Annotated in this window: 10 protein-coding genes; 8 read left to right on the plus strand and 2 right to left on the minus strand. The window is 72.4% G+C overall.

Going from position 1 to position 23,921, the window contains the following annotated elements; all coding sequences use genetic code 11:
• The first annotated feature begins 188 nt into the window (after positions 1-188).
• The 8 genes from mqnE to OHS82_RS06560 all read left to right on the plus strand — a co-directional run bounded on the left by mqnE (position 189) and on the right by OHS82_RS06560 (position 9,445).
• Complete coding sequence (gene mqnE / locus OHS82_RS06525; protein WP_266716231.1) at positions 189-1,352, plus strand: aminofutalosine synthase MqnE; 1,164 nt, start codon at positions 189-191, stop codon at positions 1,350-1,352.
• Between the two features lie 141 nt (positions 1,353-1,493).
• A complete protein-coding gene (locus OHS82_RS06530) occupies positions 1,494-1,793 on the plus strand; it encodes a ferredoxin (protein WP_057583930.1) in 300 nt (99 codons plus the stop codon).
• A 173-nt stretch (positions 1,794-1,966) separates the two neighbouring features.
• Positions 1,967-2,728 carry a thioesterase II family protein gene (locus OHS82_RS06535; RefSeq protein WP_057583929.1) on the plus strand — a complete coding sequence of 254 codons (762 nt, stop codon included), beginning with the start codon at positions 1,967-1,969 and terminating at the stop codon, positions 2,726-2,728.
• A gap of 49 nt (positions 2,729-2,777) precedes the next feature.
• The gene (locus tag OHS82_RS06540) at positions 2,778-3,677 is read left to right on the plus strand and encodes a menaquinone biosynthetic enzyme MqnA/MqnD family protein (RefSeq protein WP_057583928.1); all 900 of its coding nucleotides are present in this window, start codon (positions 2,778-2,780) and stop codon (positions 3,675-3,677) included.
• Between the two features lie 35 nt (positions 3,678-3,712).
• The gene (gene mqnC, locus OHS82_RS06545; protein ID WP_266716222.1) at positions 3,713-4,918 is read left to right on the plus strand and encodes a cyclic dehypoxanthinyl futalosine synthase; all 1,206 of its coding nucleotides are present in this window, start codon (positions 3,713-3,715) and stop codon (positions 4,916-4,918) included.
• A gap of 96 nt (positions 4,919-5,014) precedes the next feature.
• Complete coding sequence (locus OHS82_RS06550) at positions 5,015-6,004, plus strand: ATP-binding cassette domain-containing protein (RefSeq protein WP_328433476.1); 990 nt, start codon at positions 5,015-5,017, stop codon at positions 6,002-6,004.
• Positions 6,004-6,855 (plus strand): ABC transporter permease, encoded by an 852-nt coding sequence (locus OHS82_RS06555; protein ID WP_057582072.1) that lies wholly within the window; start codon positions 6,004-6,006, stop codon positions 6,853-6,855. Before OHS82_RS06550 ends, OHS82_RS06555 begins: the two co-directional genes overlap by 1 nt.
• A 10-nt stretch (positions 6,856-6,865) precedes the next feature.
• Positions 6,866-9,445 (plus strand): AMP-binding protein, encoded by a 2,580-nt coding sequence (locus OHS82_RS06560; RefSeq protein ID WP_328433477.1) that lies wholly within the window; start codon positions 6,866-6,868, stop codon positions 9,443-9,445.
• Positions 9,446-10,212: 767 nt separating this feature from the next.
• Here the strand turns inward: OHS82_RS06560 and OHS82_RS06565 are convergent.
• Together OHS82_RS06565 and OHS82_RS06570 are read right to left on the minus strand one after the other, a co-directional pair.
• On the minus strand, positions 10,213-11,247 hold the full coding sequence (locus OHS82_RS06565) for a ketoacyl-ACP synthase III family protein (protein ID WP_057582074.1): 1,035 nt from the start codon (positions 11,245-11,247) through the stop codon (positions 10,213-10,215).
• Positions 11,237-23,812 carry an SDR family NAD(P)-dependent oxidoreductase gene (locus OHS82_RS06570; RefSeq protein WP_328433478.1) on the minus strand — a complete coding sequence of 4,192 codons (12,576 nt, stop codon included), beginning with the start codon at positions 23,810-23,812 and terminating at the stop codon, positions 11,237-11,239. The genes OHS82_RS06565 and OHS82_RS06570 overlap by 11 nt, the downstream gene beginning before the upstream one ends.
• Positions 23,813-23,921: the final 109 nt, after the last annotated feature.

Genomic DNA, 23,921 nt, shown 5'->3' on the forward strand with positions numbered 1-23,921 from the left:
GATCGACGGGTCGCCGTGTGGTGCGGATCCGTACCGTGCCGCCCGGCCACCACCGGGCGCAACGGCCGGTTCCGCGGGGCGTCGCGGTCGCGCCCTGGGGACCGTCGACGCGGCAGACCACGCCCATGCCATGTGCGCGCACCGTCACCACGCGTGCCGCCTGGCACTGAACGAGGAGGTTCCCGGCCATGGACGCTGGGCTCAAGCGCGAGCTGGAGGAGAAGGTCTTCTCCGGGGAGCGGCTGTCCCGCGAGGACGGCATCGCCCTGTACGAGTCGGACGACCTGGCGTGGCTGGGCGGACTGGCGCACGAGGTGCGGACCCGCAAGAACGGTGACGTGGTCCACTTCAACGTCAACCGTCACCTCAACATGACCAACGTGTGCACCGCTTCGTGCGCCTACTGCTCCTTCCAGCGCAAGCCGGGTGAGCAGGACGCGTACACGATGCGCATCGAGGAGGCCGTGCGTCTGGCCAAGGCGATGGAGAACGAGCACCTGTCGGAGCTCCACATCGTCAACGGCCTGCATCCCAACCTGCCGTGGCGCTACTACCCGCGCTCGCTGCGCGAGCTGAAGAAGGCGCTGCCGAACGTCGGTCTGAAGGCGTTCACGGCGACGGAGATCCACCACTTCGAGACGATCAGCGGGCTCACCGCCTCGGAGATCCTGGACGAGCTGATCGACGCGGGCCTGGAGTCGCTGACCGGCGGCGGCGCGGAGATCTTCGACTGGGAGGTCCGGCAGCACATCGTCGACCACCGCACCCACTGGGAGGACTGGTCGCGCATCCACCGGCTGGCGCACGAGAAGGGCCTCAAGACGCCGGCCACCATGCTGTACGGCCACATCGAGGAGCCCCGCCACCGCGTCGACCACGTCCTGCGGCTGCGCGAGCTTCAGGACGAGACGAACGGCTTCCAGGTCTTCATCCCGCTGCGCTACCAGCACGACTTCGTCGACATGAAGGACGGCAAGGTCCGCAACCGGCTCCAGGCCCGGACCACGATGGCCACGGGCGCGGAGGCGCTGAAGACGTTCGCGGTCTCGCGGCTGCTCTTCGACAACGTCCCGCACGTGAAGGTCTTCTGGGTGATGCACGGCGTCCAGACCGCGCAGCTCGCGCTCCAGCACGGCGCGGACGACATGGACGGATCGGTCGTCGAGTACAAGATCACGCACGACGCCGACAACTACGGCACGCCGAACAAGCTGACCCGCGAGGACCTGCTGGACCTCATCCGCGACGCCGGGTTCCGCCCCGTGGAGCGCAACACCCGCTACGAGATCATCCGCGAGTACGACGGCCCCGACCCGGCACTGCGCGAGTCGCCGCAGCCCATGCGGGTGTGACCCACCGGCCCGGCCGCGGTGGCCGGGCCCTTCGTGTACCGCGTGCACGACTCCCCACGTGTGCGGTGCGCACTCCGCTCGGTCGCGAGCAGATGTCCGCGCACCGTGTCCACACCACGACGACATGCCAGGCAGGTGTTTATGTCCCCACGGACGACGAATGACGAGGACCTGGAAGTCTGGATCGACCAGGACCTGTGCACCGGCGACGGGATCTGTGTCCAGTACGTCCCCGAGGTGTTCGAACTGGACATCGACGGGCTCGCCTACGTCAAGAGCGAGCAGGACGAACTGCTCCAGGCTCCGGGAGCGACGACGCGCTTCGCCCTGGATCTGCTCACGGACGTGGTCGACTCGGTCAAGGAGTGCCCCGGCGAATGCATTCACGTGCGCCGTGTCTCCGACGGGGTCGAGGTGTACGGCCCCGAGGCCGCCGACTAGGCCCTCGTTCTCGCACCCGGGCCCCGGAGCGGCCGGGTTCAACGCCCGGTGGCCGGATTCACCGCCCGGTGACCTCGTTCTCCGCCCGGCGGCCGGGTCGCCACACCACCGGACCGCCCCGGCCACCGCACCGCCGGGCCGCTACATCGACGCACGGGAAGGACACACGTCCGATGAGTTCCACCACCGACAACCTGTGGGTCCGCAGGTTCCGGCCCTCCTCCGACGCGGCCGAGCGGCTGGTCTGCTTCCCGCACGCGGGCGGTTCGGCGAGCTTCTACCTGCCGGTCGCCGCCGCGCTCAGCCCCGGCGTCGATGTCGCGGCGATCCAGTACCCCGGTCGTCAGGACCGGCGGCATGAAGCGGGCCCCGCCTCGATCGCCGCACTGGCCGACGAGGTCTGCGCTGCCCTCGCGGAGTGGGACGACGACCGTCCCATGACGTTCTTCGGTCACAGCATGGGCGCCCTGGTGGCCTTCGAAGTCGCGCGTCGCATGGAGCGCACCGGAGCGGGTCCCGTCCGGCTGTTCGCCTCCGGGCGCCGCGCCCCTTCGCGGGTGCGGAACGAGAACGTGCACCTGCGCGACGACGACGGTGTGATCGCCGAACTGCGCGCTCTGGCCGGCACCGACGCCCAGGTCCTCCAGGACGAGGAGTTGCTGCGCATGGTGCTGCCCGCGATCCGCAGCGACTACCGGGCCGTCGAGACGTACCGCTGCGAGCCCGGCGCCGCGGTGCGCTGCCCCGTGACCGTCCTCACCGGCGACGCCGACCCGCGTACGTCGTTGGAGGAAGCCCGCGCGTGGGGTGAGCACACCGAGGCCGCATCGGACGTGCGGGTCTTCTCCGGCGGGCACTTCTTCCTCTCGGAACGGCCGGCCGAGGTGCTGGCCGTGCTGAACGAGCACTTCACCGCCGCGGTCCCCCGAGCCTGACGGCGCTCCCCTGTCCCTCCCCCTCGACCCGTTCCGGGAGTTGTGCACCATGACCCAGCAACTCGCGCCCGACACAGTGCGGTCGACGCCTGTGCGCCGGCGCCGGCCCCGCGTGGGCCACATACAGTTCCTCAACTGCCTGCCGCTGTTCTGGGGACTCGCCCGCACCGGGTCCCTCCTCGACATGGATCTGCACACCGACACGCCGGACGGCCTCAACGACGCGCTCGCCGCGGGCGATCTCGACATGGGACCGATCAGCCTGCTGGAGTTCCTGCGGCATGCGGACGACCTGGTCGCCCTGCCGGACATCGCGGTCGGCAGCGACGGAGACGTCATGTCCTGCCTGATCGTCAGCCAGGTACCACTGGAGGAGCTGGACGGGCAGCCGGTGGCACTGGGTTCGACGAGCCGCACGTCGGTCCGTCTGGCGCAGCTGCTGCTGGCGGAGCGCGTGGGGGTGAACCCCGAGTACTTCGTGTGCCCGCCGGACCTGCGCACCATGATGTCCGAGGCGAAGGCCGCCGTGGTCATCGGCGACGCCGCCCTGCGCGCTGCCCTGCACGAGGCGCCCCGGATGGGCCTGGAGGTGCACGATCTGGGCCGGATGTGGAAGGACTGGACCGGACTGCCCTTCGTGTTCGCCGTGTTCGCCGCGCGCCGCGACTTCCTGGCCCGCGAACCCGCACTGGTGCGCCAGGTCCACGCCGATCTGCTGGCCTCCCGGGACCTGTCCCTGGCGGAGGTGGCGAAGGTCTGCGAACAGGCCGCGCAGTGGGAGGAGTTCGACGCCGCGACGCTCGAGCGCTACTACACCACGGCCCTCGACTTCAGTCTCGGCGAGGAACAGCTCGCCGGCATCGCCGAATTCGCGCGCCAGGTCGGCGGCGGCGAGGAGGGCTTCCCGCCCGACGTCGCCGTCCGGCTGCTCGATCCCCTCGCCCCCTGAACGCCCCACGCCACCGGAAAGGCCCGGCCACCACCATGCCCCGACCTCCGCAACACCGCCTCCAGTCCGTCCTCGACCGTGCCGCCGCCGGTGGGCGGATCACCCCCGAAGAGGCTCTCGACCTCTACCGCGACGCCCCGCTGCACGCGCTGGGCGCCGCCGCCGACGCGGTACGCCGCCGGCTGTACGCGGGAACCGAGCACATCGCGACGTACATCATCGAGCGGAACATCAACTACACGAACGTGTGCGTCACGGCGTGCAAGTTCTGCGCCTTCTACGCGGCCCCCAAGGACAAGGCCAAGGGCTGGACCCGCGACCTCGACGACATCCTGCGCCGCTGCGCGGAGACCGTCGAGCTCGGCGGCACCCAGATCATGTTCCAGGGCGGCCACCACCCGGACTACGGCGTCGAGTACTACGAGCAGCACTTCTCCGCCATCAAGAAGGCGTTCCCGCAACTGGTGATCCACTCGCTGGGCGCGTCCGAGGTCGAGCACATGGCGCGGATCTCGAAGGTGAGCGTGGAGGAGGCGATCACCCGGATCCACGCGGCCGGCCTCGACTCCTTCGCCGGCGCCGGCGCCGAGCTGCTGCCCGCCCGGCCGCGCAAGGCGATCGCCCCGCTCAAGGAGTCCGGCGAGCGCTGGCTGGAGATCATGGAGACCGCGCACGGACTGGGCGTCGAGTCGACGTCCACCATGCTGATGGGCACCGGCGAGACCAACGCCGAGCGCATCGAGCACCTGCGGATGATCCGTGACGTGCAGGACCGCACGGGCGGCTTCCGCGCCTTCATCCCGTACACGTACCAGCCCGAGAACAACCACCTCAAGGGCCAGACACAGGCCACGCAGTTCGAGTACCTGCGGATGATCGCGATCGCCCGGCTGTTCCTCGACAACGTCCGCCACATCCAGGGCTCCTGGCTGACCACGGGCAAGGAGATCGGCCAGCTCTCCCTGCACTACGGAGCCGACGACCTCGGCTCGATCATGCTGGAGGAGAACGTCGTCTCCTCGGCCGGCGCCAAGCACCGCTCCAACCTGCTCGAACTGATCCAGCTCATCCGGTCGGCCGACCGCGTCCCGGCCCAGCGCGTGACGACGTACGAGCACGTCGTCGTGCACGACGACCCGGCGAACGACCCGGTCGACGAGCGCGTCGTCTCCCATGTCTCGTCCACGGCCATCGAGGGCGGCACGGCCCACCCCGAGCTGAAGCTCATCGCCGCCACCTGATCCGCCGGGCCGGGTGTCCGGGGCGCGGGCACCCGGCCCGGGGCGCCCGCCCCACTCACCCCCGCCCCATCCCTGCACACGAGGACGGAGAACCCCATGGCGGGTGCCATTCACGCCACGGGTCTGGTCAAGACCTTCGGCAAGACCCGGGCGCTGGACGGAGTGGACCTTGACGTGCCGGAAGGCAGCGTCCTCGGACTGCTCGGCCCCAACGGAGCGGGCAAGACCACGACGGTGCGCCTGCTCGCCACCCTGCTGCGGCCCGACGCGGGCACCGCCGTCGTGGCGGGCCACGACGTGGTCCGCCACCCTGACCGGGTCCGGCTCTCCATCGGCCTCTCGGGCCAGTTCGCCGCCGTCGACGACCGGCTCACGGGCCGGGAGAACCTACGGATGATCGGTGAGCTGTACGGGCTTCGCTCCCGGGCCGCCCTCGGGCGCGCGGACGAGCTGCTGGACCGGTTCGACCTCACCGGGGCCGCCGACCGGATGTCCAGCACGTACTCGGGCGGCATGCGGCGACGTCTGGACCTGGCCTGCGCGCTCGTCGTGCGCCCTTCGGTGATGTTCCTCGACGAGCCGTCGACCGGCCTGGATCCGACCAGCCGGCTGATGCTGTGGGACGCCATCGAGGGCCTCGTGTCGCAGGGCACCACGCTCCTGCTCACCACTCAGTACCTCGAGGAGGCCGACCGCCTGGCGCGGGACATCGCGGTCGTCGACCACGGACGGATCATCGCCCGTGGCTCACCGCGCGAACTGAAGGCGCAGGCGGGCGGCCAGCGGGTGGAGGCGGTCGTCTCCCGGCGCGGGCAACTCGACTCCGCGGCCGCTCTGCTGGCCCGGTACGGCACCCGCGCACCGGACGTCGACGGCCCCCGCGGCATGGTCTCGGTTCCCGTCGACGGCGGGGTGCGGCTGGTGACCCAGGTGATCGCCGCACTGGACGACGCAGGCATCGAGGTCACCGACATCGGACTGCGCCGCCCCACGCTCGACGAGGTCTTCCTCGCCCTCACCGAGGCCGCCCCGGGGAACACATCGCGCACGGCGGTCGGTGCCGGCGCGGCGAACGAGAAGGAGTGATGAACGTGTCGGCCACGGCATCGTCCGTACCCGGGCTGAGGCCCGGATCGGCCGCCAAATCGCTGCGCGACGTACTCGTCGTGACGCGGCGCAACGTGATCCGGACGATCCGCATCCCCGAGGTGGTCGTCCTCAGTCTGGTGCAGCCGATCGTCTTCGTGCTGCTCTTCGCCTACATCTTCGCCGGGTCGTTCAGCCTGCCCGGCGCCGCGAACGCCGCCGCATACCGCGAGTACATGATGCCCGGGTTCTTCGCGCAGACCATCGCCTTCGCCACCGCCGGCAACAGCAGTGTCAGCATGGCCAACGACATGCAGAGCGGCATGGTCGACCGGTTCCGCTCCCTGCCGATGGCGCGGGGGGCGCTGCTCACCGGCCGCACCGTCGCGGATCTCGTGCAGAACGTCATGGTGATGACGGTGATGGTGCTGTGCGCGCTGCTGGTCGGCTGGCGCATCCATCACGGGGCGCTGCGGGCCGCCGCCGCATTCGGCCTGCTGCTGCTGATGGGTTACGCGCTGTCGTGGGTGGGTGTCGTCATCGGCCTGTCGGTGCGCGCCCCGGAGGCGGCGGCCACCAGCAACTTCCTGTGGCTGTTCCCGCTGACGTTCCTCTCCAACGCGTTCGTGGCGCCCTCCACGCTCCCGACGGTGCTGCGCTGGGCCGCCGAGTGGAACCCGCTGAGCGCGACGGTGCAGGCGACACGGCAACTGTTCGGCAACCCGGGGCTCGCGGCCACGGGCGCCTGGCCCGCCCAGCATCCCGTGCTGGTGTCGTTGTCCTGGTCGGTGCTGATCGCGGTGGTGGGCCGGACGCTGGCGGTGCGCCGCTACCGTGCGGCCGGCACGTGAGGAGGAAGTCGTGACCGCGGACGGCACGTTCCAGGCGGGACTCATCCGCCCGGTGCACGAACTGCTCGCCGGGCACGCGGCCCAGCGGCCCGACCGGATCGCGTTCAAGGACTCCGGTCGGGCGGTGACCTGGGCCGAACTGGACCGGCGTACCGCCCGGGCGGCCGGTCATCTGGTGGGGCTGGGCCTGGCGCGAGGCGCTTCGGCGGTGATCTGCCTGCCCAACCGGGTGGAGGCGGTGGAGAGTTACCTCGCCGTCACCCGGGCGAGCGCCGTCGGGGTGCCGGTCGACCCGGAGTCGACCGACGCGGAACTGGCATACCTGCTGGACGACTGCGCGGCGCGGCTGGTCATCGCCGGTGCGGCGCAGCTGCCCCGGCTGCGCCGCGTGCTTGCGGACCGGCCGGACGTCGTCGTGGTCCTCGTGGGACGGGACTTCGAGCCGGGGTTCACGGAGGCGGCCGACGACGAGCTGCCGCGCTGGGAGGAACTGGCGTCGACGTGGTCGTTGCGCGATCCGCCCCGCGACGACCTGGGCCTGGACGAGCCGGCCTGGATGCTCTACACCTCCGGGACGGCCGGCCGGCCCCTCGGGGTCGTGACCACGCAGCGGACGTCGCTGTGGACGACGGCCGCCTGCAGCGCACCGCTGCTGGGGCTGTCCCCTCAGGACCGGGTCGTGTGGCCGGTGCCGCTCTTCCACGCGGCGGCGCACAACATGTGCGTGCTCGGTGTCGTGGCGGTCGGCGCCACGGTCTGCATCACGGACGGTCCGGCCGCCGACGAGGTGCTGCGCCGGGCCGTCGAGGAGCACGCCACCTTCCTGGTGGGTGTGCCCACGATGTACCGCCAGATGGTGGAGCTCGCCCGGTCCGGCGCGGTCGGCGGCTTGGCGCTGAGGGTGTGCACGGTGGCGGACTCGCCGTGTCCGCAGTCCCTGCACGAGGCGTTCCGTTCCGCGTTCGGCATCGCGCTGCTGGACGGCTACGGCTCGGCGGAGACCGGCGGCGCGATGACCACCCACCTGCCGCAGGGCCCGTACGTGCCCGGCTCGTGCGGTGTGCCGCTGCCGGGACTGACGCTGCGGCTCACGGACCCGCGCACGGGCGACGAGGTGGAGCGGGGTGCCGAAGGCGAGGTGTGGGTGTCCGGTCCGGCACTGATGACCGGCTATCACCGGCAGCCTGAGGAAACCGCGAAGGTGCTTTCCGAAGGCTGGTACCGCACCGGTGACCTGGCCCGCCGGGACGCGGACGGATATCTGACGATCACCGGCCGGCTCGAGGAGCTGATCACCCGGGGCGGGGAGAACATCCACCCGCGCGAGGTGGAAGACGCCCTCGTGCGGGCGCCCGGGGTCGCGGACGCCGCCGTCGCGGGCGTAGCCCACGGGACGCTCGGCGAGGTGCCGGTCGCCTACGTGGTACCGACGGCCGGGGAGCTCGACGTGGCGGCGGTGCTGACCGCCTGCCGGCAGAGGTTGTCCGCGTACAAGCTCCCGGAGGAGATCCACGAGGTCATCGAGGTTCCTCGCGACCCGGCCGGGGAGATCGCCCGCGCACTGTTGGCGGGGCTGCCGACACGGCCGCTGTGGCGACGGTCCCGGAAGCGGTCGCGGGAAGCGCTCTGCTCTTCCGACGCCGTCGAACTGGGGCTGGACGACGCGGGCCATCCCCTGCTCTCGGCCGTGGTCGAACTGCCCGGGCGCGACGAACTGGTGTGCACGGGCCGGATCACCGCGGCCGCCGGCGACCCGACGCTGCCGCAACGCGTGGACGGCGCGGCGGTGTTCGCCGGAGCGGCCCTGCTGGACCTGGTGCTGCACGCGGCGGGCCGCGTCGGCTGCGCCCGGGCGCTGGACGTGGCGGCGGACGAGCCACTGGTGCTGCCGCGCGACGGCGGCGTGCAACTTCGGGTGACGGTCGGTGCGCCGGAGGCCGACGGGATCAGGCGGATCACGGTGCACGGGCGGCGGGACAAACGAGGCGCGTCACGAAGACCGTGGACCCGTTACGCGACGGCGACGGTGGCGCCGGGCTCCCCCGCGGGATCCGACGTGAACCTGTCCGAGTGGCCTCCGCAGGGCGCCCGCCGGGTCGGCGGGGAGCGCGGCGCCGGCGGGCCGGACGCCGCGCGGACGCCCCGCGCCGTGTGGCGGCGCGGCGACGAGGTCTTCGTCGAGGTGGCGCTGCCCGACTGGGTGACGGGCCAGGACCGTCACGCCCTCCATCCTGTGCTGTTGGACGCTGCGCTGGCCGGCGCCGTACGCCCGGTCCGAGAGGCGGCGGTGCGCTGGCGGGACGTGTCCCTGTACGCCTCCGGCGCGTCCGTGCTGCGTGTGCGGCTTCTGCGGACGACGGACGGCTCCTGGGACCTGGAGGCGGCCGACGGCGCCGGGGACCCGGTGCTGACCGCGCGCTCGGTGACCTGCGCACCGCTGCGGGGCGACGCCGTACGAGCCGCGTCGGCTGCACAGCAGGACGCCCTCCTCGACCGCTGCTGGGACCCGTACGAACTGCCGCGGTCGGCGGCGCGCCCGCACCTGTGGACGGTGGTCGGCCCTGACGCGCCGCGGGTCCACGCGCCCTGATGCCGGCGGGCGGCCGCGGCGAAAGCCGTCCCGCACGAGCTGCCGTCCGTGCTGCGAGCGGTCGACGAGGAAACGCCCGTCCCGCACGCCGCGACCCCCGGCCGGTGCAGGCCCGCTGGTCGTCGTGACCCGGGACGCGGTCGTCACGCGACGAGGACGCAGCGCCCCGGGGCCCGGTCCTGCGCTGCACCGACGAGACCCCGGACGCCGGTCCGCGCCACGTCCGGCATCCGCACGTCGTCCGGCGTGGCTCTCGCGCCGCGTGCGGCACGGGTCATCGCGGGTCCCGCGCTCTCACTCCCCGCCGGACGTCAGGCCCTGTTCGCGGGCGTCGAGACGACGGGGGCGGCCGAGACGCGGCCGGCCAGGACCCGGGACGACACCCGGCCGACGGCGGCCGGGCCGCTGCTCACGGGACAGGCCGGCGCGACGCCGCGCTGCGTCCGGCGGTCGACCCGGCTCCGGAGCGGGTGCGGTCGGCACCGGACGGGGCATCGGCTCCGTCGTGTTCGCGAAGCCCGCGCCCACCGTGGCCGGCCTGGTGGATGCGGCCGCGACGGCGGCGCTGCCGCGGGGCTCGGGGGCGAGGTCGTACGCCGAACGGCACGCGACACGGCCGCCGCCGGCCGGAGGGCTGCGCCACCGGCCGGCGGCTCGTGCGACGTCTTCGAGGTGGTGCGTGCGCCGACCACGTTCCGTGTGGTCGCACCGCTGCCACCGGCCGTCCTCGACGCGTCGAGGACGAGCGCACGGTGGCAGCGGCAACGTCACAGCGCCCAGGTGGGAAGATCGACGAGGGTGACGACAGCGGCCGTGCACATCCAGCCCGGGCCCTGGGAGATCAGCAGTACGTGGTCGCCGGGAGCCACCTCGCGCGTACGGACCAGATGCTCCAGGGTGATGAAGACATCGGCGCCGCCCACATGCCCGATGCCCTTGCCGAAGTCCCACGTGGAGCGGTCCATGGGCAGGCCGAGCGGCATCATGACCGAGTACTCGATCATCCGGCCGTCGATGTTGATCGGGACGACCTTGGCGATGTCGTCGGCATTCAGGTCGGCGTCGACGAGTGCCCGGCGGATGACACCGAGGTTGAAGAGGGTGAGTTTCTCGAGGGTCTCCGAGAGCGGGGTCTCGGTCTCGCTGTAGCGAGTGGCCCGTTCAGCCATGTCCGCGTCGCTTTCACGGCCTTCGTCCGCCAGCAGCGAGCCGTCACCGCGATGCCACCGTTCGAGCTCCGGCAGGATGCCCGCGCTCAGCGACCTGATCTGCGCGAACCCTTCGTCCGCGCTGAGCCAGACCGCGGCGCCGCCGTCGGAGAGGAAGTACGCCTGGCCGATGCCCGTGTAGCGGTCCGAGCCCGTAGCGGTGAAGTTCTCACCGGAGGTGAGCAGGACGTTCTCCGCCTGAGCGGCGCCCGTCATCTGCCCGACCGCCACCTCCAGTGCCCCCAGCATGCCGTTGCAGCCCTGGCGCAGGTACAGGGACGAGACCGGCTCCACCTCCAATTCGCGCAGCACGTATCCGGGGGCGTAGGACCCGGGCGGCCCCTGGTAGTACACACCGCTGTGCACGTGGTGCGTGATGTCCTCGCGTTGCAGCTTCGACCGGTCCATGGCGACGCGCGCGGCGGAGATCGCGAGTTCCACGGCCGGGATGTCGTGCGCCAGGTGGGTGCCGGTGAGCCCGTTCGCGTCCACGAGCTCCTGGCTGATCAGCCCCTTGGACACAGCCCGCTCGACGGGCTCGAACTCGTGCAGCGTGACACCGAGCGAGTCGATGAACACATCGTCAATTCTCATCCGAGGGCCTTTCCGTTCCGTTGAGTCGTGAGGACGCCGGGGCGAGGATCCGCTCGATCAGGTGCGCCGCGAGGTCCACAGGCGTGTCGAACTCGAACGCCACCTTCGTCGGCAGCCTCAGCCCGGTCGCCTCGACGAGTGCCGTGCGCAGTTGCAGAGCGGTGAGCGAGTCGAATCCGAGGTTCCTCAGCGGGGCGTCCGCGGCCACGCTGCCAGGTGTGGCGTGGCCGAGGACGGCACTCGCCCGGTCCCGTACGAGGTCGGTCACCACCGTCTCCCGCTCCGCCTTGCTCATCGCCGCCAGGCGGTGTCGCAGGTCCGTCTGCTCCGCCGGCGTGGCCCGGGCCGTGCGGCGGGCGCCGACGTGCACGATGGCCCGCAGGACGGAGGCCACATTGCCGGTCTCCGCGTCGCCGGCCAGTCCGGCGAAGTCCAGCCGGGACGCGATCACGAGGCCGCGCCCCGCCGCCCACGCAGCGTCGAAGAGCCCGAGACCCTGCCGTTCGGTGAGCGGATGCGTTCCGCGCGGCGCCACCGGGAGCCGGTCCTTCCCGGCCTGCCCCGGCAGACCGCTCGCCCCGGCCCACGGACCCCATGCGATCGAGGTGGCGGCGACACCACGGGAGCGCATGTGGTGGGCGAACGCGTCCAGGAAGGCGTTGGCGGCCGCGTAGTCGGCCTGTCCAGGACCGCCCAGGATGCCGGCGGCCGAGGAGAACAGCACGAACTGCCCCACCCCTGCCTCGCGGACCTGTTCGTACAGGTTCACGACCGCGTCCACCTTGGGGCGCAGTACCTTGCTCAGGCGCTCCGCCGTCAGGGACGGGAGACCGCCGTCGTCCGCCGCGCCGGCCGTGTGCACCACGGCCCCGATCCGCCGGTCCGTGAGCAGCGCGGCCAGGGCTTCGTGGTCCGCGACGTCGCAGGCGGCCACCTGGACCCGGGCCCCGAGCTCCGTCAGTTCGGCTTCCAGGAACGCCGCCTCCGGCGCGTCCGGGCCCTGACGGCTCGTCAGCAGCAGATCCCGCACTCCGTGCTCGGTCACCAGGTGGCGGGCCACGGCCGAGCCCAGCATGCCCGTCCCGCCGGTGACCAGCACCGTACCGTCCGGGCCGGCGTCCAGACCCGGGAGAGCACCGCCCGGTACGAGGCGGGCCAGCCGCGGGACCCGCGCCGTCCGTCCGCGCAGCGCCCACTGCGGTTCGGTGGAGGACGCCACGCGGTCCAGGGCGCGCCAGGTGGGCTTGGCGAGGTCGGTGTCCACGAGTACGAAGCGGTCCGGGTACTCCGTCTGCGCGCCGCGGATCAGACCCCAGACGCCCGCTGCCGCGAGGTTGAGCGGCGACGTGTCGTCGGGCCCGGCCACAGCGGGGACCGCGCCACTGGTGAGGAACACCAGCCGGGAGCGGTCGAAGGCCGGTGTGCTCACCCACGCACGGGCTGTCTGAAGGGCACGGGCCGTGGTGGCGTGAACGGCGTCCACCAGTTCCCGCCCGGCCGGCTCGCCGGGCTGCTCCAGGAAGGGGACCACCACGACGTCGGGGACGGGTCGGCCCCCCTCCACGGCGGCCGCCAGCGCCGTCAGGTCCGGGTACGTCTCCGTGTAGCGTCCCGCGGTCATCAGCGAGGACCGCATGCGCACGGGATCCTCGCCCACGACGGCCCACGTGGCGTCGGCGCCGGCGGTGTTCGCCCGTGTGTCCACTGCGGTCCACTCGATGCCGAACAGAGCGTCCTGCTGCGCCACGGTCGATGCCCTGAGCTCCGCACGCACGACGGGTGCGAGCCGCAGCGCCGGGACCGAGAGGACAGGGGATCCAGTGGCGTCGGCGGCGGCCAGTGACACCGAGCCGTTCGGCCCCTGGGAGACCCGGACGCGCAGGACGGAGGCGCCGGACGCGTGCAGCGAGACCTCTCCCCAGTCCCGTACCCGCCTGGACGCGGCGGCGATCTCGGGCGCGACGCCCTTCATGCCCGCCAGGCCGAGCAGTGCCTGTGCCAGCGCGGGGTGAAGTCCGAACCTCCGTGCCTCCTCACGCAGCGCGTCCGGTACGAGGATCTCCGCGAACACCTCGCTGTCCCGTCGCCATACGCTCCGAACGGCGGAGTGCAGGGTGCGGTACTCCAGGCGCAGCTCGGGTTCGGGCACCGGGAGGGCGTCCGCGGGCGGCCAGGTCTCGAGGTCCCAGTCCGGCTCGGCCGCCGTTGCGACCAGCTCACCCCTCGCGTGGCAGGTCCAGGGCAACCCCAGGACGTCGTCGCCGCGCCGGGAGTGCACGGAGACCGTGCGGACACCGGGCTCTCCACCCTCGCCGACCGTGACGCGGACCTGGACGGCGCCGGAACCCGGCATGACGAGCGGCGCCTGCGCGGTCAGGGTGCGCAGCCGGCCCCTGCCCAGCTGCCCGCCGGCCGAGAGTGCCAACTCCGCGGCGAGCCAGTCCACTTCCTGCTCCACACCCTCGGCCTGCCCGTCCGCCGACCACGCGGGCTTGCCCGCCGACAGCCGGCCGGTGAACACAACGGTCTCGGTACCGGGCAGTTCCACGGCCGCACCCAGCAGGGGATGCGAGGTGGAGACCGCGCCCACGCCGGACGCACCGCGGGAGGCGCCTGTCGGTGTGGTGAGCCAGTGGCGGGTGCCCTGGAAGGGGTAGGTGGGCAGGTCGGGGTGGATGGGTGTGGCGGTGGGCGCGGGGGTCGGGTGGAGGGTGACGCCTTGGGTCCAGGCGGTGCTGAGGGCGTGTGTCCAGTCGTGGGTGTCGCCGTGGTCGCGGTGGAGTGTGGCGAGGACGGCGCCCTGTTCGGCGAGGTCGTCCAGGGCGTCGAGTGTTTCCTGCGTCGGAGGGGTGAGGACGGGGTGAGGGCTGACCTCGATGAACGCGGTGATGCCGGCGTGGGCCAGGGCGCGGGTGGCGGCCTGGTAGTCGACGGTGTGACGCAGGTTGCGGTACCAGTAGTCGGCGTCCAGGTGGGCGCCGTCGACGGGACCGCCGGTCAGGGAGGAGTAGAAGGGCAGTTCGCCGCTGCGTGGTGCGACGGGTGCCAGCGCCTCGAGGATCTGCTCCTTGATGGCCTCGGCGTGAACGGAGTGGGAGGCGTGATCGATCGGGACGCGTCGGTGCCTCACGTGGTGCTTCTCGCACCAGGCGGTGAGTTGGTCGAGTGTCTCCACGGGACCGGAGAGAACGGTGTTGGCGGGGCTGTTGAGCGCTCCGATGTCCAGTCCGAGGTCGGCGGCGATGGTCTCGGCCCGCTCCCGCGGCACTGCCAGGGAGATCATTCCGCCGCGGCCGGCGATCTGGGAGATCAGCTTCGAGCGCAGCGTCACGATGCGCGCGCCGTCGGCCAGGGTGAGGGCGCCCGACACGGTCGCGGCGGCGATCTCGCCCTGCGAGTGACCCACCACCGCCACGGGACGGACGCCCGCGGCCTGCCACTGCGCGGCGAGGGACACCTTGACCGCCCACAGAGCCGGCTGGACGACGTCCACCCGATGGAAGTCGGGCTGACCCGGCTCACCACGCAGCACCGCGAACAGATCCCAGTCGACGAACGGCTCCAACGCCTCACGGCACTCCTGCATACGCCGCGCGAAAGCACCGCCGTCGTCGAGAAGCTTGACGGCCATGCCGGGCCACTGGGCACCCTGACCGGGGAACACGAACACGGGATCACCCAGCCGGCGACCGGAGCCGCGCACCACACCCGCGTGGCCGTCCGCATCCGTGTCCGCCAGCGCCCGCAGACGCGTCAGCAACTCGGTGCGGTCGTCCCCGGCGACCGCCGCACGGTGTTCGAACACCGTCCGCGAGCCCGCCAGCATGCGCGCCACCACGTCCGCGGACAGATCGGGATAGCGGTCCAGGAAGTCCGCCACCCGTCCCGCCTGGGCCCGCAGCGCACCCTCACCCCGCCCCGACAGCAGCATCGGCACCCCCACCCCGCCGGACGGTTCGGCGACGGCCTCGGGAACAGGCTCGGCAGGCGGCTCCTCCAGGATCAGATGCGCGTTCGTACCACTGATCCCGAACGCCGAGACGCCGGCGCGGCGCGGGGTGCCGGTGCGCGGCCAGGGCTGGTTCTCCGTCAGCAGTTTGGCCTGGCCCGTGCTCCAGTCGACGTGGGGTGAGGGTTCGTCGATGTGGAGCGTGCGCGGCAGCGTGTCGTGCCTCATCGCCATGACCATCTTGATGACGCCGGCGACACCGGCCGCGGCCTGGGTGTGACCGATGTTGGACTTCACCGAACCCAGCAGGAGCGGCTCTCCGGCCGGACGGTCCTGACCGTAGGTCGCCAGAAGTGCCTGCGCCTCGATGGGGTCGCCGAGGGTGCTGCCGGTGCTGTGTGCCTCCACGGCGCTGATCTCGGCGGGAGTGAGGGCCGCCTGCGCCAGGGCGGTGCGGATCAGCCGTTGCTGCGCGGGACCGTTCGGGGCGGTGAGCCCGTTGGAGGCGCCGTCCTGGTTCACCGCCGAACCCCGCACCACGGCCAGGACCGGATGCCCCAGCCGACGTGCGTCCGACAGACGTTCCAGCAGCACCAGGCCGACACCCTCGGCGAAACCCGTGCCGTTCGCCCCGGCCGCGAACGCCCGACACCGACCGTCGGGAGACATGGCGCGCTGCCTGCTGAAAGCGGTGAACGTACCGGGAGTCGACAGGACGGTGGCGCCGCCCGCGAGGGCGAGGGTGCACTCGCCCTGCCGCAGCGACTGCGCCGCCAGATGGATCGCCACCAGCGACGACGAACACGCCGTGTCCACCGTGATCGCCGGCCCCAGCAGACCCAGGAGATACGAAAGCCGACCGGAGATCACACTGGTGGCGTTGCCCGTGAGGAGCATGCCGTCCAGCCCGTCAGGGGCTTCGTGCAGCAAGGTCGAGCCGTACTCCTGGGCGATGGCGCCGACGAACACGCCGGCCGTGCTGTTGCCGAGGGATGTCGGGTCGATGCCCGCGCGTTCGAAGGTCTCCCAGGCCGTCTCCAGCAGCAGCCGCTGCTGCGGATCCATCGCCAGCGCCTCACGCGGCGATATCCCGAAGAACGCCTCGTCGAACCGCCCGGCATCCTCGAGGAAGCCACCGCTGCGGGAGTAGGACGTGCCCGGTCTGTCCGGGTCGGGGTCGTACAGGGCGTCCAGGTCCCAGCCGCGGTCGTCGGGGAAGTCGCTGATCGCGTCGGTTCCCGAGCGCAGCAGTTCCCACAGGTCCTCCGGGCCTGCGACCCCACCGGGCAGGCGGCACCCCATGGCGACGATGGCGATGGGGTCCGCGTCCGTCGTGGCGCTCGCCCGGAGCGCCGGGAGGGGCGCCGCTGCGGCGGCTCCGCCGCGGCTCTCGGCCAGGTGCTCCGCCAGGGCCTGCGGCGTCGGATGGTCGAAGACCACGGTCGGGGCCAGCCGCAGGCCGGTCGCGGTGTTGAGGCGGTTGCGCAGCTCGACGGCGGAGAGCGAGTCGAAGCCGATGTCCTTGAACGCGCTGTCGGCGCGTACGGCCTGCGGCGACTCGTGTCCGAGGACCGCTGCCGCGTGCTTGCGCACCGCGTCGAGCAGGGCGCGTTCGGCCTCCTTCGCCGAGAGTCCGGCGAGCCAGGCGCCGGTACCCTGCGCGTCACCGGATTCGACGGCGGCGGTACGCCGCGTGACGGCGCGGACGAGACCGCTCAGCAGCGTGGGCACCCCGCCGGAACGCCGTCGCAGGGCGGCGTGGTCGAAGAGGGCGGCCACGAAGGCGGCGCCTCGCCGGGCGACGGCGGCGTCGAGCAGTGCCAGTCCCTGCTCGGCTTCGAGCGACCGGACGCCGTTGCGGGCGATGCGGACGCGGTCGGTGGCGCCCAGATGCGCGGTGAGACCGCCGGCCTCCCATAGGCCCCAGGCCACCGCGGTGGCAGGCAGTCCGAGCGAGCGCCGGTGCTCGGCCAGGGCGTCGAGGAAGGCGTTGGCCGCGGCGTAGTTGGCCTGTCCCGGTCCGCCCAGGATGCCGGCGACCGACGAGAACAGGATGAAGTGCTTCAGGTCGGCGCCGCGCGTGAGGTCGTGCAGGTGCAGTGCCGCGTCCACCTTGGGCCGCAGCACAGTGGCGACCTGCTCCGGAGAAAGACCGGACACCGTCCCGTCGTCGAGGACGCCTGCGCTGTGCACCACGGCGGTCACGGGACGGTCGAGGCCGGCGAGCACCGTCGCCAGGGCCTCCCGGTCGGCCACGTCGCACGCTTCGACCGTCACGGACGCGCCCAGATCGGTGAGTTCGCCGATCAGGTCGTCGGCGCCGTCGGCCGCGCGTCCGCTTCTGCTCAGCAGCAACAGGTGGCGGGCGCCGTGTGCGGTGACCATGTGCCGGGCGACGAGCCGGCCCAGGCCGGTGGTTCCGCCGGTGACGAGGGTGACGCCCTCCGGGTCGAGCGTTCGCGGTTCTTCGGACGCGAGGTCGGCGGCGCGCGTCAGGCGGGGGACGAGAACACCGCCTGCGCGAACGGCGGTCTGAGGTTCGCCGGACTCGACGGCGGCGCGCAGCCCGGCCACGTCCGCGGCGAGCGAGTCCGCCTCGGAGTCCAGGTCGATCAGGACGAGACGTCCGGGGTGTTCGGCCTGCACCGTCCGGGCGAGGCCCCACACGGGGGCCCCGGCCAGGTCGGCGACGCCGGAAGCGGGCTCGGCCGCGACGGCGCCACGGGTCGCGAGAACAAGACGAGTGGCCTCGTACCGTTCGTCGCGCAACCAGTGCTGCACCTGCGCGAGGGCTGCCTGCACGCGCGCGTGGACCGCGGCCGCGGTGTCGGCCATGCCATCGGCGGTGTCGGCCGTGGTGTGGGCGGCTCCCGGCCCGGAACGGTCACAGAGCACGAGCAGGGTGTCGGGCGCGGGCCCCGAGACGTCCGCCGTCAGGTCCGGCACCCCGTGCGCGTCGAACCCCGCGTCGGTGAGGGCGGAGGCGGTGCGGGCGGCGTCGGGGCCCACCGCCAGCCACCGGCCCGCGGGCTGCGGCTCGGGCGGGGTCGTCACAGGCTGCCACTGGGTGTGCAGCAGCATCTGCCGGACGGTCTCGTCCTCCGCGGAAGCCGCTTCCCCCATGGGCCGCGTCGACAAGGCGCCCACGGAGACGACGAGGGCTCCCGCCGGGTCCACGGCGAGCAGCGCGACGCCCTCCGGCTCCGGCCGGGTCAGCAGCACTCGCAGCGTGGTGGCACCGGCCGCGTGCAGTCGTACACCGTGCCAGGAGAACGGCAGGTTGAGCGGGCCGGATACATCCTTGTCCACTTCGCCCAGGACGTCGGGATGCAGGGCAGCGTCCAGCAATGCCGGGTGCAGACTCCAGCCGTCGGTCGTCTCCCCTTCGGGCAGGGCGATTTCGGCGAAGACTTCCGCGTCCCTGGTCCACACGGCGCGCAGGCCCCGGAACGCGGGGCCGTAGCCGTATCCGGCCTGGGCCATCCGTTCGTAGGCGTCCTCGACGGGCATCGCTTGCGCGCCCTGCGGTGGCCAGGTCGCGAGGGCTTCGGCGGCGGTGTCTTCCGGCAGGGCGGGGACCAGGAAGCCGTGGGCATGCCGGGACCACAGTGGGTCGGCCGTCGATTCGGCGCCGCTCTGCGGCGCGGAGTGGACGCTCACCGCACGGCGTCCCGAGGCGTCCGGCGCCCCGACGGTCACCTGCAGGCTGACGGTCTGCTGTGCCCCGACCAGGAGCGGGGCCTCGAGGACCAGTTCCTCGAGACAGGGGGCGCCCACCTCGTCACCCGCCCGGATCGCGGCCTCGACGAAGGCCGTTCCGGGAAACAGGACGGACCCGCGCACCACGTGGTCGGCCAGCCACGGATGCGTGGCCGTGGAGACCCGCCCGGTGAACACCACGCCGTCCTCGTCCGCGCGGTGGATCGCGGCGCCCAGCAGCGGGTGCGCGACGGGGCGCAGGCCGAACGACTGCGGGTCACCGCCTGTCGGTGTGGTGAGCCAGTGGCGGGTGCCCTGGAAGGGGTAGGTGGGCAGGTCGGGGTGGATGGGTGTGGCGGTGGGCGCGGGGGTCGGGTGGAGGGTCACGCCCTGGGTCCAGGCGGTGCTGAGGGCGTGTGTCCAGTCGTGTGCGTCGCCGTGGTCGCGGTGGAGTGTGGCGAGGACGGCGCCCTGTTCGGCGAGGTCGTCCAGGGCGTCGAGTGTTTCCTGCGTCGGGAGGGTGAGGACGGGGTGGGGGCTGACCTCGATGAACGCGGTGATGCCGGCGTGGGCCAGGGCGCGGGTGGCGGCCTGGTAGTCGACGGTGTGACGCAGGTTGCGGTACCAGTAGTCGGCGTCCAGGTGGGCGCCGTCGACGGGACCGCCGGTCAGGGAGGAGTAGAAGGGCAGTTCGCCGCTGCGTGGTGCGACGGGTGCCAGCGCCTCGAGGATCTGCTCCTTGATGGCCTCGGCGTGAACGGAGTGGGAGGCGTAGTCGATGAGGACGCGTCGGTGGCGTACCTCGTTCTCCTCGCACCAGGCGCTGAGTTCGTCGAGGGCGTGGAGGGAGCCGGACAGGACGGTGTTGGCGGGGCTGTTGAGCGCTCCGATGTCCAGTCCGAGGTCGGCGGCGATGGTCTCGGCCCGCTCCCGCGGCACTGCCAGGGAGATCATTCCGCCGCGGCCGGCGATCTGGGAGATCAGCTTCGAGCGCAGCGTCACGATGCGCGCGCCGTCGGCCAGGGTGAGGGCGCCCGACACGGTCGCGGCGGCGATCTCGCCCTGCGAGTGACCCACCACCGCCACGGGACGGACGCCCGCGGCCTGCCACTGCGCGGCGAGGGACACCTTGACCGCCCACAGAGCCGGCTGGACGACGTCCACCCGATGGAAGTCGGGCTGACCCGGCTCACCACGCAGCACCGCGAACAGGTCCCAGTCGACGAACGGCTCCAACGCCTCACGGCACTCCTGCATACGCCGCGCGAAAGCACCGCCGTCATCCAGGAGTTCGACGGCCATGGACGGCCACTGGGCACCCTGACCGGGGAACACGAACACGGGATCACCCAGCCGGCGACCGGAGCCGCGCACCACACCCGCGTGGCCGTCCGCATCCGTGTCCGCCAGCGCCCGCAGACGCGTGACGAGTTGCGTGCGGTCGTCGCCGGTGATCGCGGCGCGGTGTTCGAACACCGTGCGCGAGCCCGCCAGCATGCCCGCCACCGTGTCGGTGGGCAGGTCCGGATGACGTTCCAGGAAGTCCGCCAGCCGTGCCGCCTGGGCCCGCAGCGCACCCTCACCACGCCCCGACAGCAGCATCGGCACCCCCACCCCGCCGGACGGTTCGGCGACGGCTTCGGGAACAGGCTCGGCAGGCGGCTCCTCCAGGATCAGATGCGCGTTCGTACCACTGGCGCCGAAGGAGGAGACGCCGGCGCGGCGGGGAGTGCCCGTGCGCGGCCAGGGCTGGGATTCGGTCAGGAGCTGGAGTCGGTCTGTGCTCCAGTCGACGTGGGGTGAGGGTTCGTCGATGTGGAGCGTGCGCGGCAGCATGTCGTGCCTCATCGCCATGACCATCTTGATGACGCCGGCGACACCGGCCGCGGCCTGGGTGTGACCGATGTTGGACTTCACCGAACCCAGCAGGAGCGGCTCTCCGGCCGGACGGTCCTGACCGTAGGTCGCCAGAAGTGCCTGCGCCTCGATGGGGTCGCCGAGAGTGGTGCCGGTGCCGTGCGCCTCCACGGCGCTGATCTCGGCGGGAGCTAGGCCGGCCCGCGCCAGGGCGGTGCGGATCACCCGTTGCTGCGCGGGACCGTTCGGGGCGGTGAGCCCGTTGGAGGCGCCGTCCTGGTTGATCGCCGAACCCCGCACCACGGCCAGGACCGGATGCCCGAGTCTGCGGGCGTCCGACAGACGTTCCAGCAGGACCAGGCCGACACCCTCGGCGAAACCCGTGCCGTTCGCCCCGGCCGCGAACGCCCGACACCGACCGTCGTCCGAGAGCGCCCCCTGGCGGCTGAACTCCACGAGTGCACCGGGCGTCGACATGACGGTGGCGCCGCCCGCGAGGGCGAGGGTGCACTCGCCCTGCCGCAGCGACTGCGCCGCCAGATGGATCGCCACCAGCGACGACGAACACGCCGTGTCCACCGTGATCGCCGGCCCCAGCAGACCCAGCGTGTAGGAGATGCGGCCGGAGGCGACGCTGACGGCCGATCCGTTGCCGAGGTAGCCCTCCAGGTTCTCGGGGGCACGCTCGTGGAGGCCGGGGCCGTAGCCCCCGTACATCACACCGGCGAAGACGCCCGTCCGGCTGCCCTTCAGCGACCCCGGGTCGATGCCCGCGCGTTCGAAGGTCTCCCAGGCCGTCTCCAGCAGCAGCCGCTGCTGCGGATCCATCGCCAGCGCCTCACGCGGCGATATCCCGAAGAACGCCTCGTCGAACCGCCCGGCGTCCTCCAGGAACGCGCCCTGCCGGGCGGACGACTTCCCACCGCCGCCGCCTTCCTCGCCCAGGAGCCGGTCCAGGTTCCAGCCCCGGTCGTCGGGAAGCGGTCCGACCGCGTCGGTCTCCGCCACGAGCAGGTCCCACAGCTCCTTGGGCGTCCGGGCCCCGCCGGGCAGGCGGCAGCCCATCGCCACGATGGCGATGGGCTCGTCCGACCGGCCCGTCACCGCCGTTGCCTCGGCGTCCCCCGCGCTCTCCGCGCTCTCCGCGCCGAGGCCGCCCTCCCCCAGGCCGTCGAGGTACCGCGCGAGGGCTTGCGGGGTCGGGTAGTCGTAGGCCACGGCGGCTGAGAGACGGTGGCCGGAGGCGGCCGACAGCCGGTCGCGGAGGGTCACGGCGGACAGGGAGGTGAAGCCGAGTTCGTGCAGAGGCCGATCGGCGGTCACCTCCTCCAAGGGCAGACCGAGGACGTCCGCGACCACGGAGCGCACCAGGCCGAGCAGCCCGTGCCGCGTCGTCGGAAGGACCGCGTCGGCGGACATCGGGATCGCGGCGGGCGCTGTTCCGGTCGGGCCTTCGGCGGCCAGATCGGGGCGGACGTTCACCGACGGATTGACGACGAGCAGCGTCGCGGGCAGCTCGGCCAGCCGCTGACGTGCGGTCTTCCCCGTCGACGTACGCGGGATGCCGTCGATGACGTGGAACTCGTCGGGCACCTTGAAGTAGGACAGTTCCCGACGGCAGGTCTCCAGAAGCTCGCGCGTGTCGATGCCCCCGGGGCCTTCCGGACCCGGCACCAGGTAGGCGACGGGCACCTCGCCCAGTACGGCGTGGGGCTTGCCCGCCACCGCGGCCTCGGCCACGCCGGGCACCCCGGCCAGGACGTGCTCCACCTCCGCGGGGTGGATGTTCTCGCCGCCGCGGATGATGAGTTCCTTGACCCGGCCGGTGATGGTGAGCCTCCCGGCGGAGTCCTGCCGGCCGAGGTCGCCGGTGCGGTACCAGCCGTCCACGAGCACGGCCCGGGTCGCCTCCGGGGCGTTGTGATATCCGGTCATGGTGGCCGGACTGCGCACCCAGATCTCGCCCTCGTGGCCGGCAGTCACCTCCTCGCCGGTCAGCGCGTCCGTCAGACGCAGCGTCAGGCCGGGCAGCGGGGTGCCGGTCGTGCCCAGGACGCGTGGCCCGGTGAGGGCCTGCGTGGTGATGGCGCCTCCGGTCTCGCTGCTGCCGTAGCTGTCCAGGAGGCGGATGCCGAAGGCGTCCTCGAAGGCTTCGTGCAGCGCGGGCGGGCAGGCCGAGCCGGCCGCCATGCACACCCGCAGCTGCGGCAGTTCGAGCCCGCGCTCGCGGGCGAGGTCCACCATGCGGTGGTAGGTGGTGGGGGAGCCGACCAGGAAGGTGGCCCGCTCGCTGCGGACGGTCTCCATGATCTCGTCAGGGGCCGAGCCCTCCAGGATGTGGGCGAAGGCCCCGACGGCCAGCGTGGCGAGTACACCGATGTTGTGCGAGGCGGCATGGTACAGCGGCATCGGCCACACGAGGCGGTCGGTCGCGGACAGGCCGAGGATCGGCTGGGTGCATGCGGCCGTGGCCCAGAGGGACTTGCGCTGGGTCGTGACGACGCCCTTGGGACGTCCGGTGGTGCCGGAGGTGTACAGGATCCAGGCCGTCTCGTCCAGGCCCAGGTCGTCCCGAGCGTCGGCGGGCGGCGGGGTGACGGCGAGGTGCTCGAAGTCGGTGGCGCCCGCCACCGGTTCGGCGGCCCCGACGACGATCAGACGGCAGTCCAGCCCCGTGCTCCGACCGGTCCTCAGCAGCTGGGGCAGCTGCGCCGCGCCGCTGATCACCGTGCGGGCGCCGCTGTCGAGGAGATGGTGGGCGAGCTCGGTGTCGGACGAGCGTGGGTCGACCGGCACGCCGACGGCTCCCGCGCGCGTGACGGCGAGATAACTCTCCACCATCTCTACCCGGTTGCCCATGCGCAGCAGGACGCGGTCACCGCGTTCCACCCCGAGTGCGGCGAGGTGCCCGGCGAGGAACCGGGTGCGCCGCTCCAGAGCGCCGTAGGTGACGGAGCGCCGGGAGTCCTGGAAGACCCGCTCGTCCGCTCGCTGCAGTGCGTGGTGCGTGAGGATCTCGTGCAGCGGGCGGACAAGTGCGACGGAGGGCTCTTCGGTCACAGCTCGGCTTCCAATCACATGGGACGATGGACGGACTCTGACAATCCGGGGCCGCCATCCCCCAGGCACCGTCGGCACAAGGAGCGGCAGAGATCGTTCCCGATCCTTG

It is taken from the genome of Streptomyces sp. NBC_00425 (assembly GCF_036030735.1).
Lineage (GTDB): Bacteria > Actinomycetota > Actinomycetes > Streptomycetales > Streptomycetaceae > Streptomyces.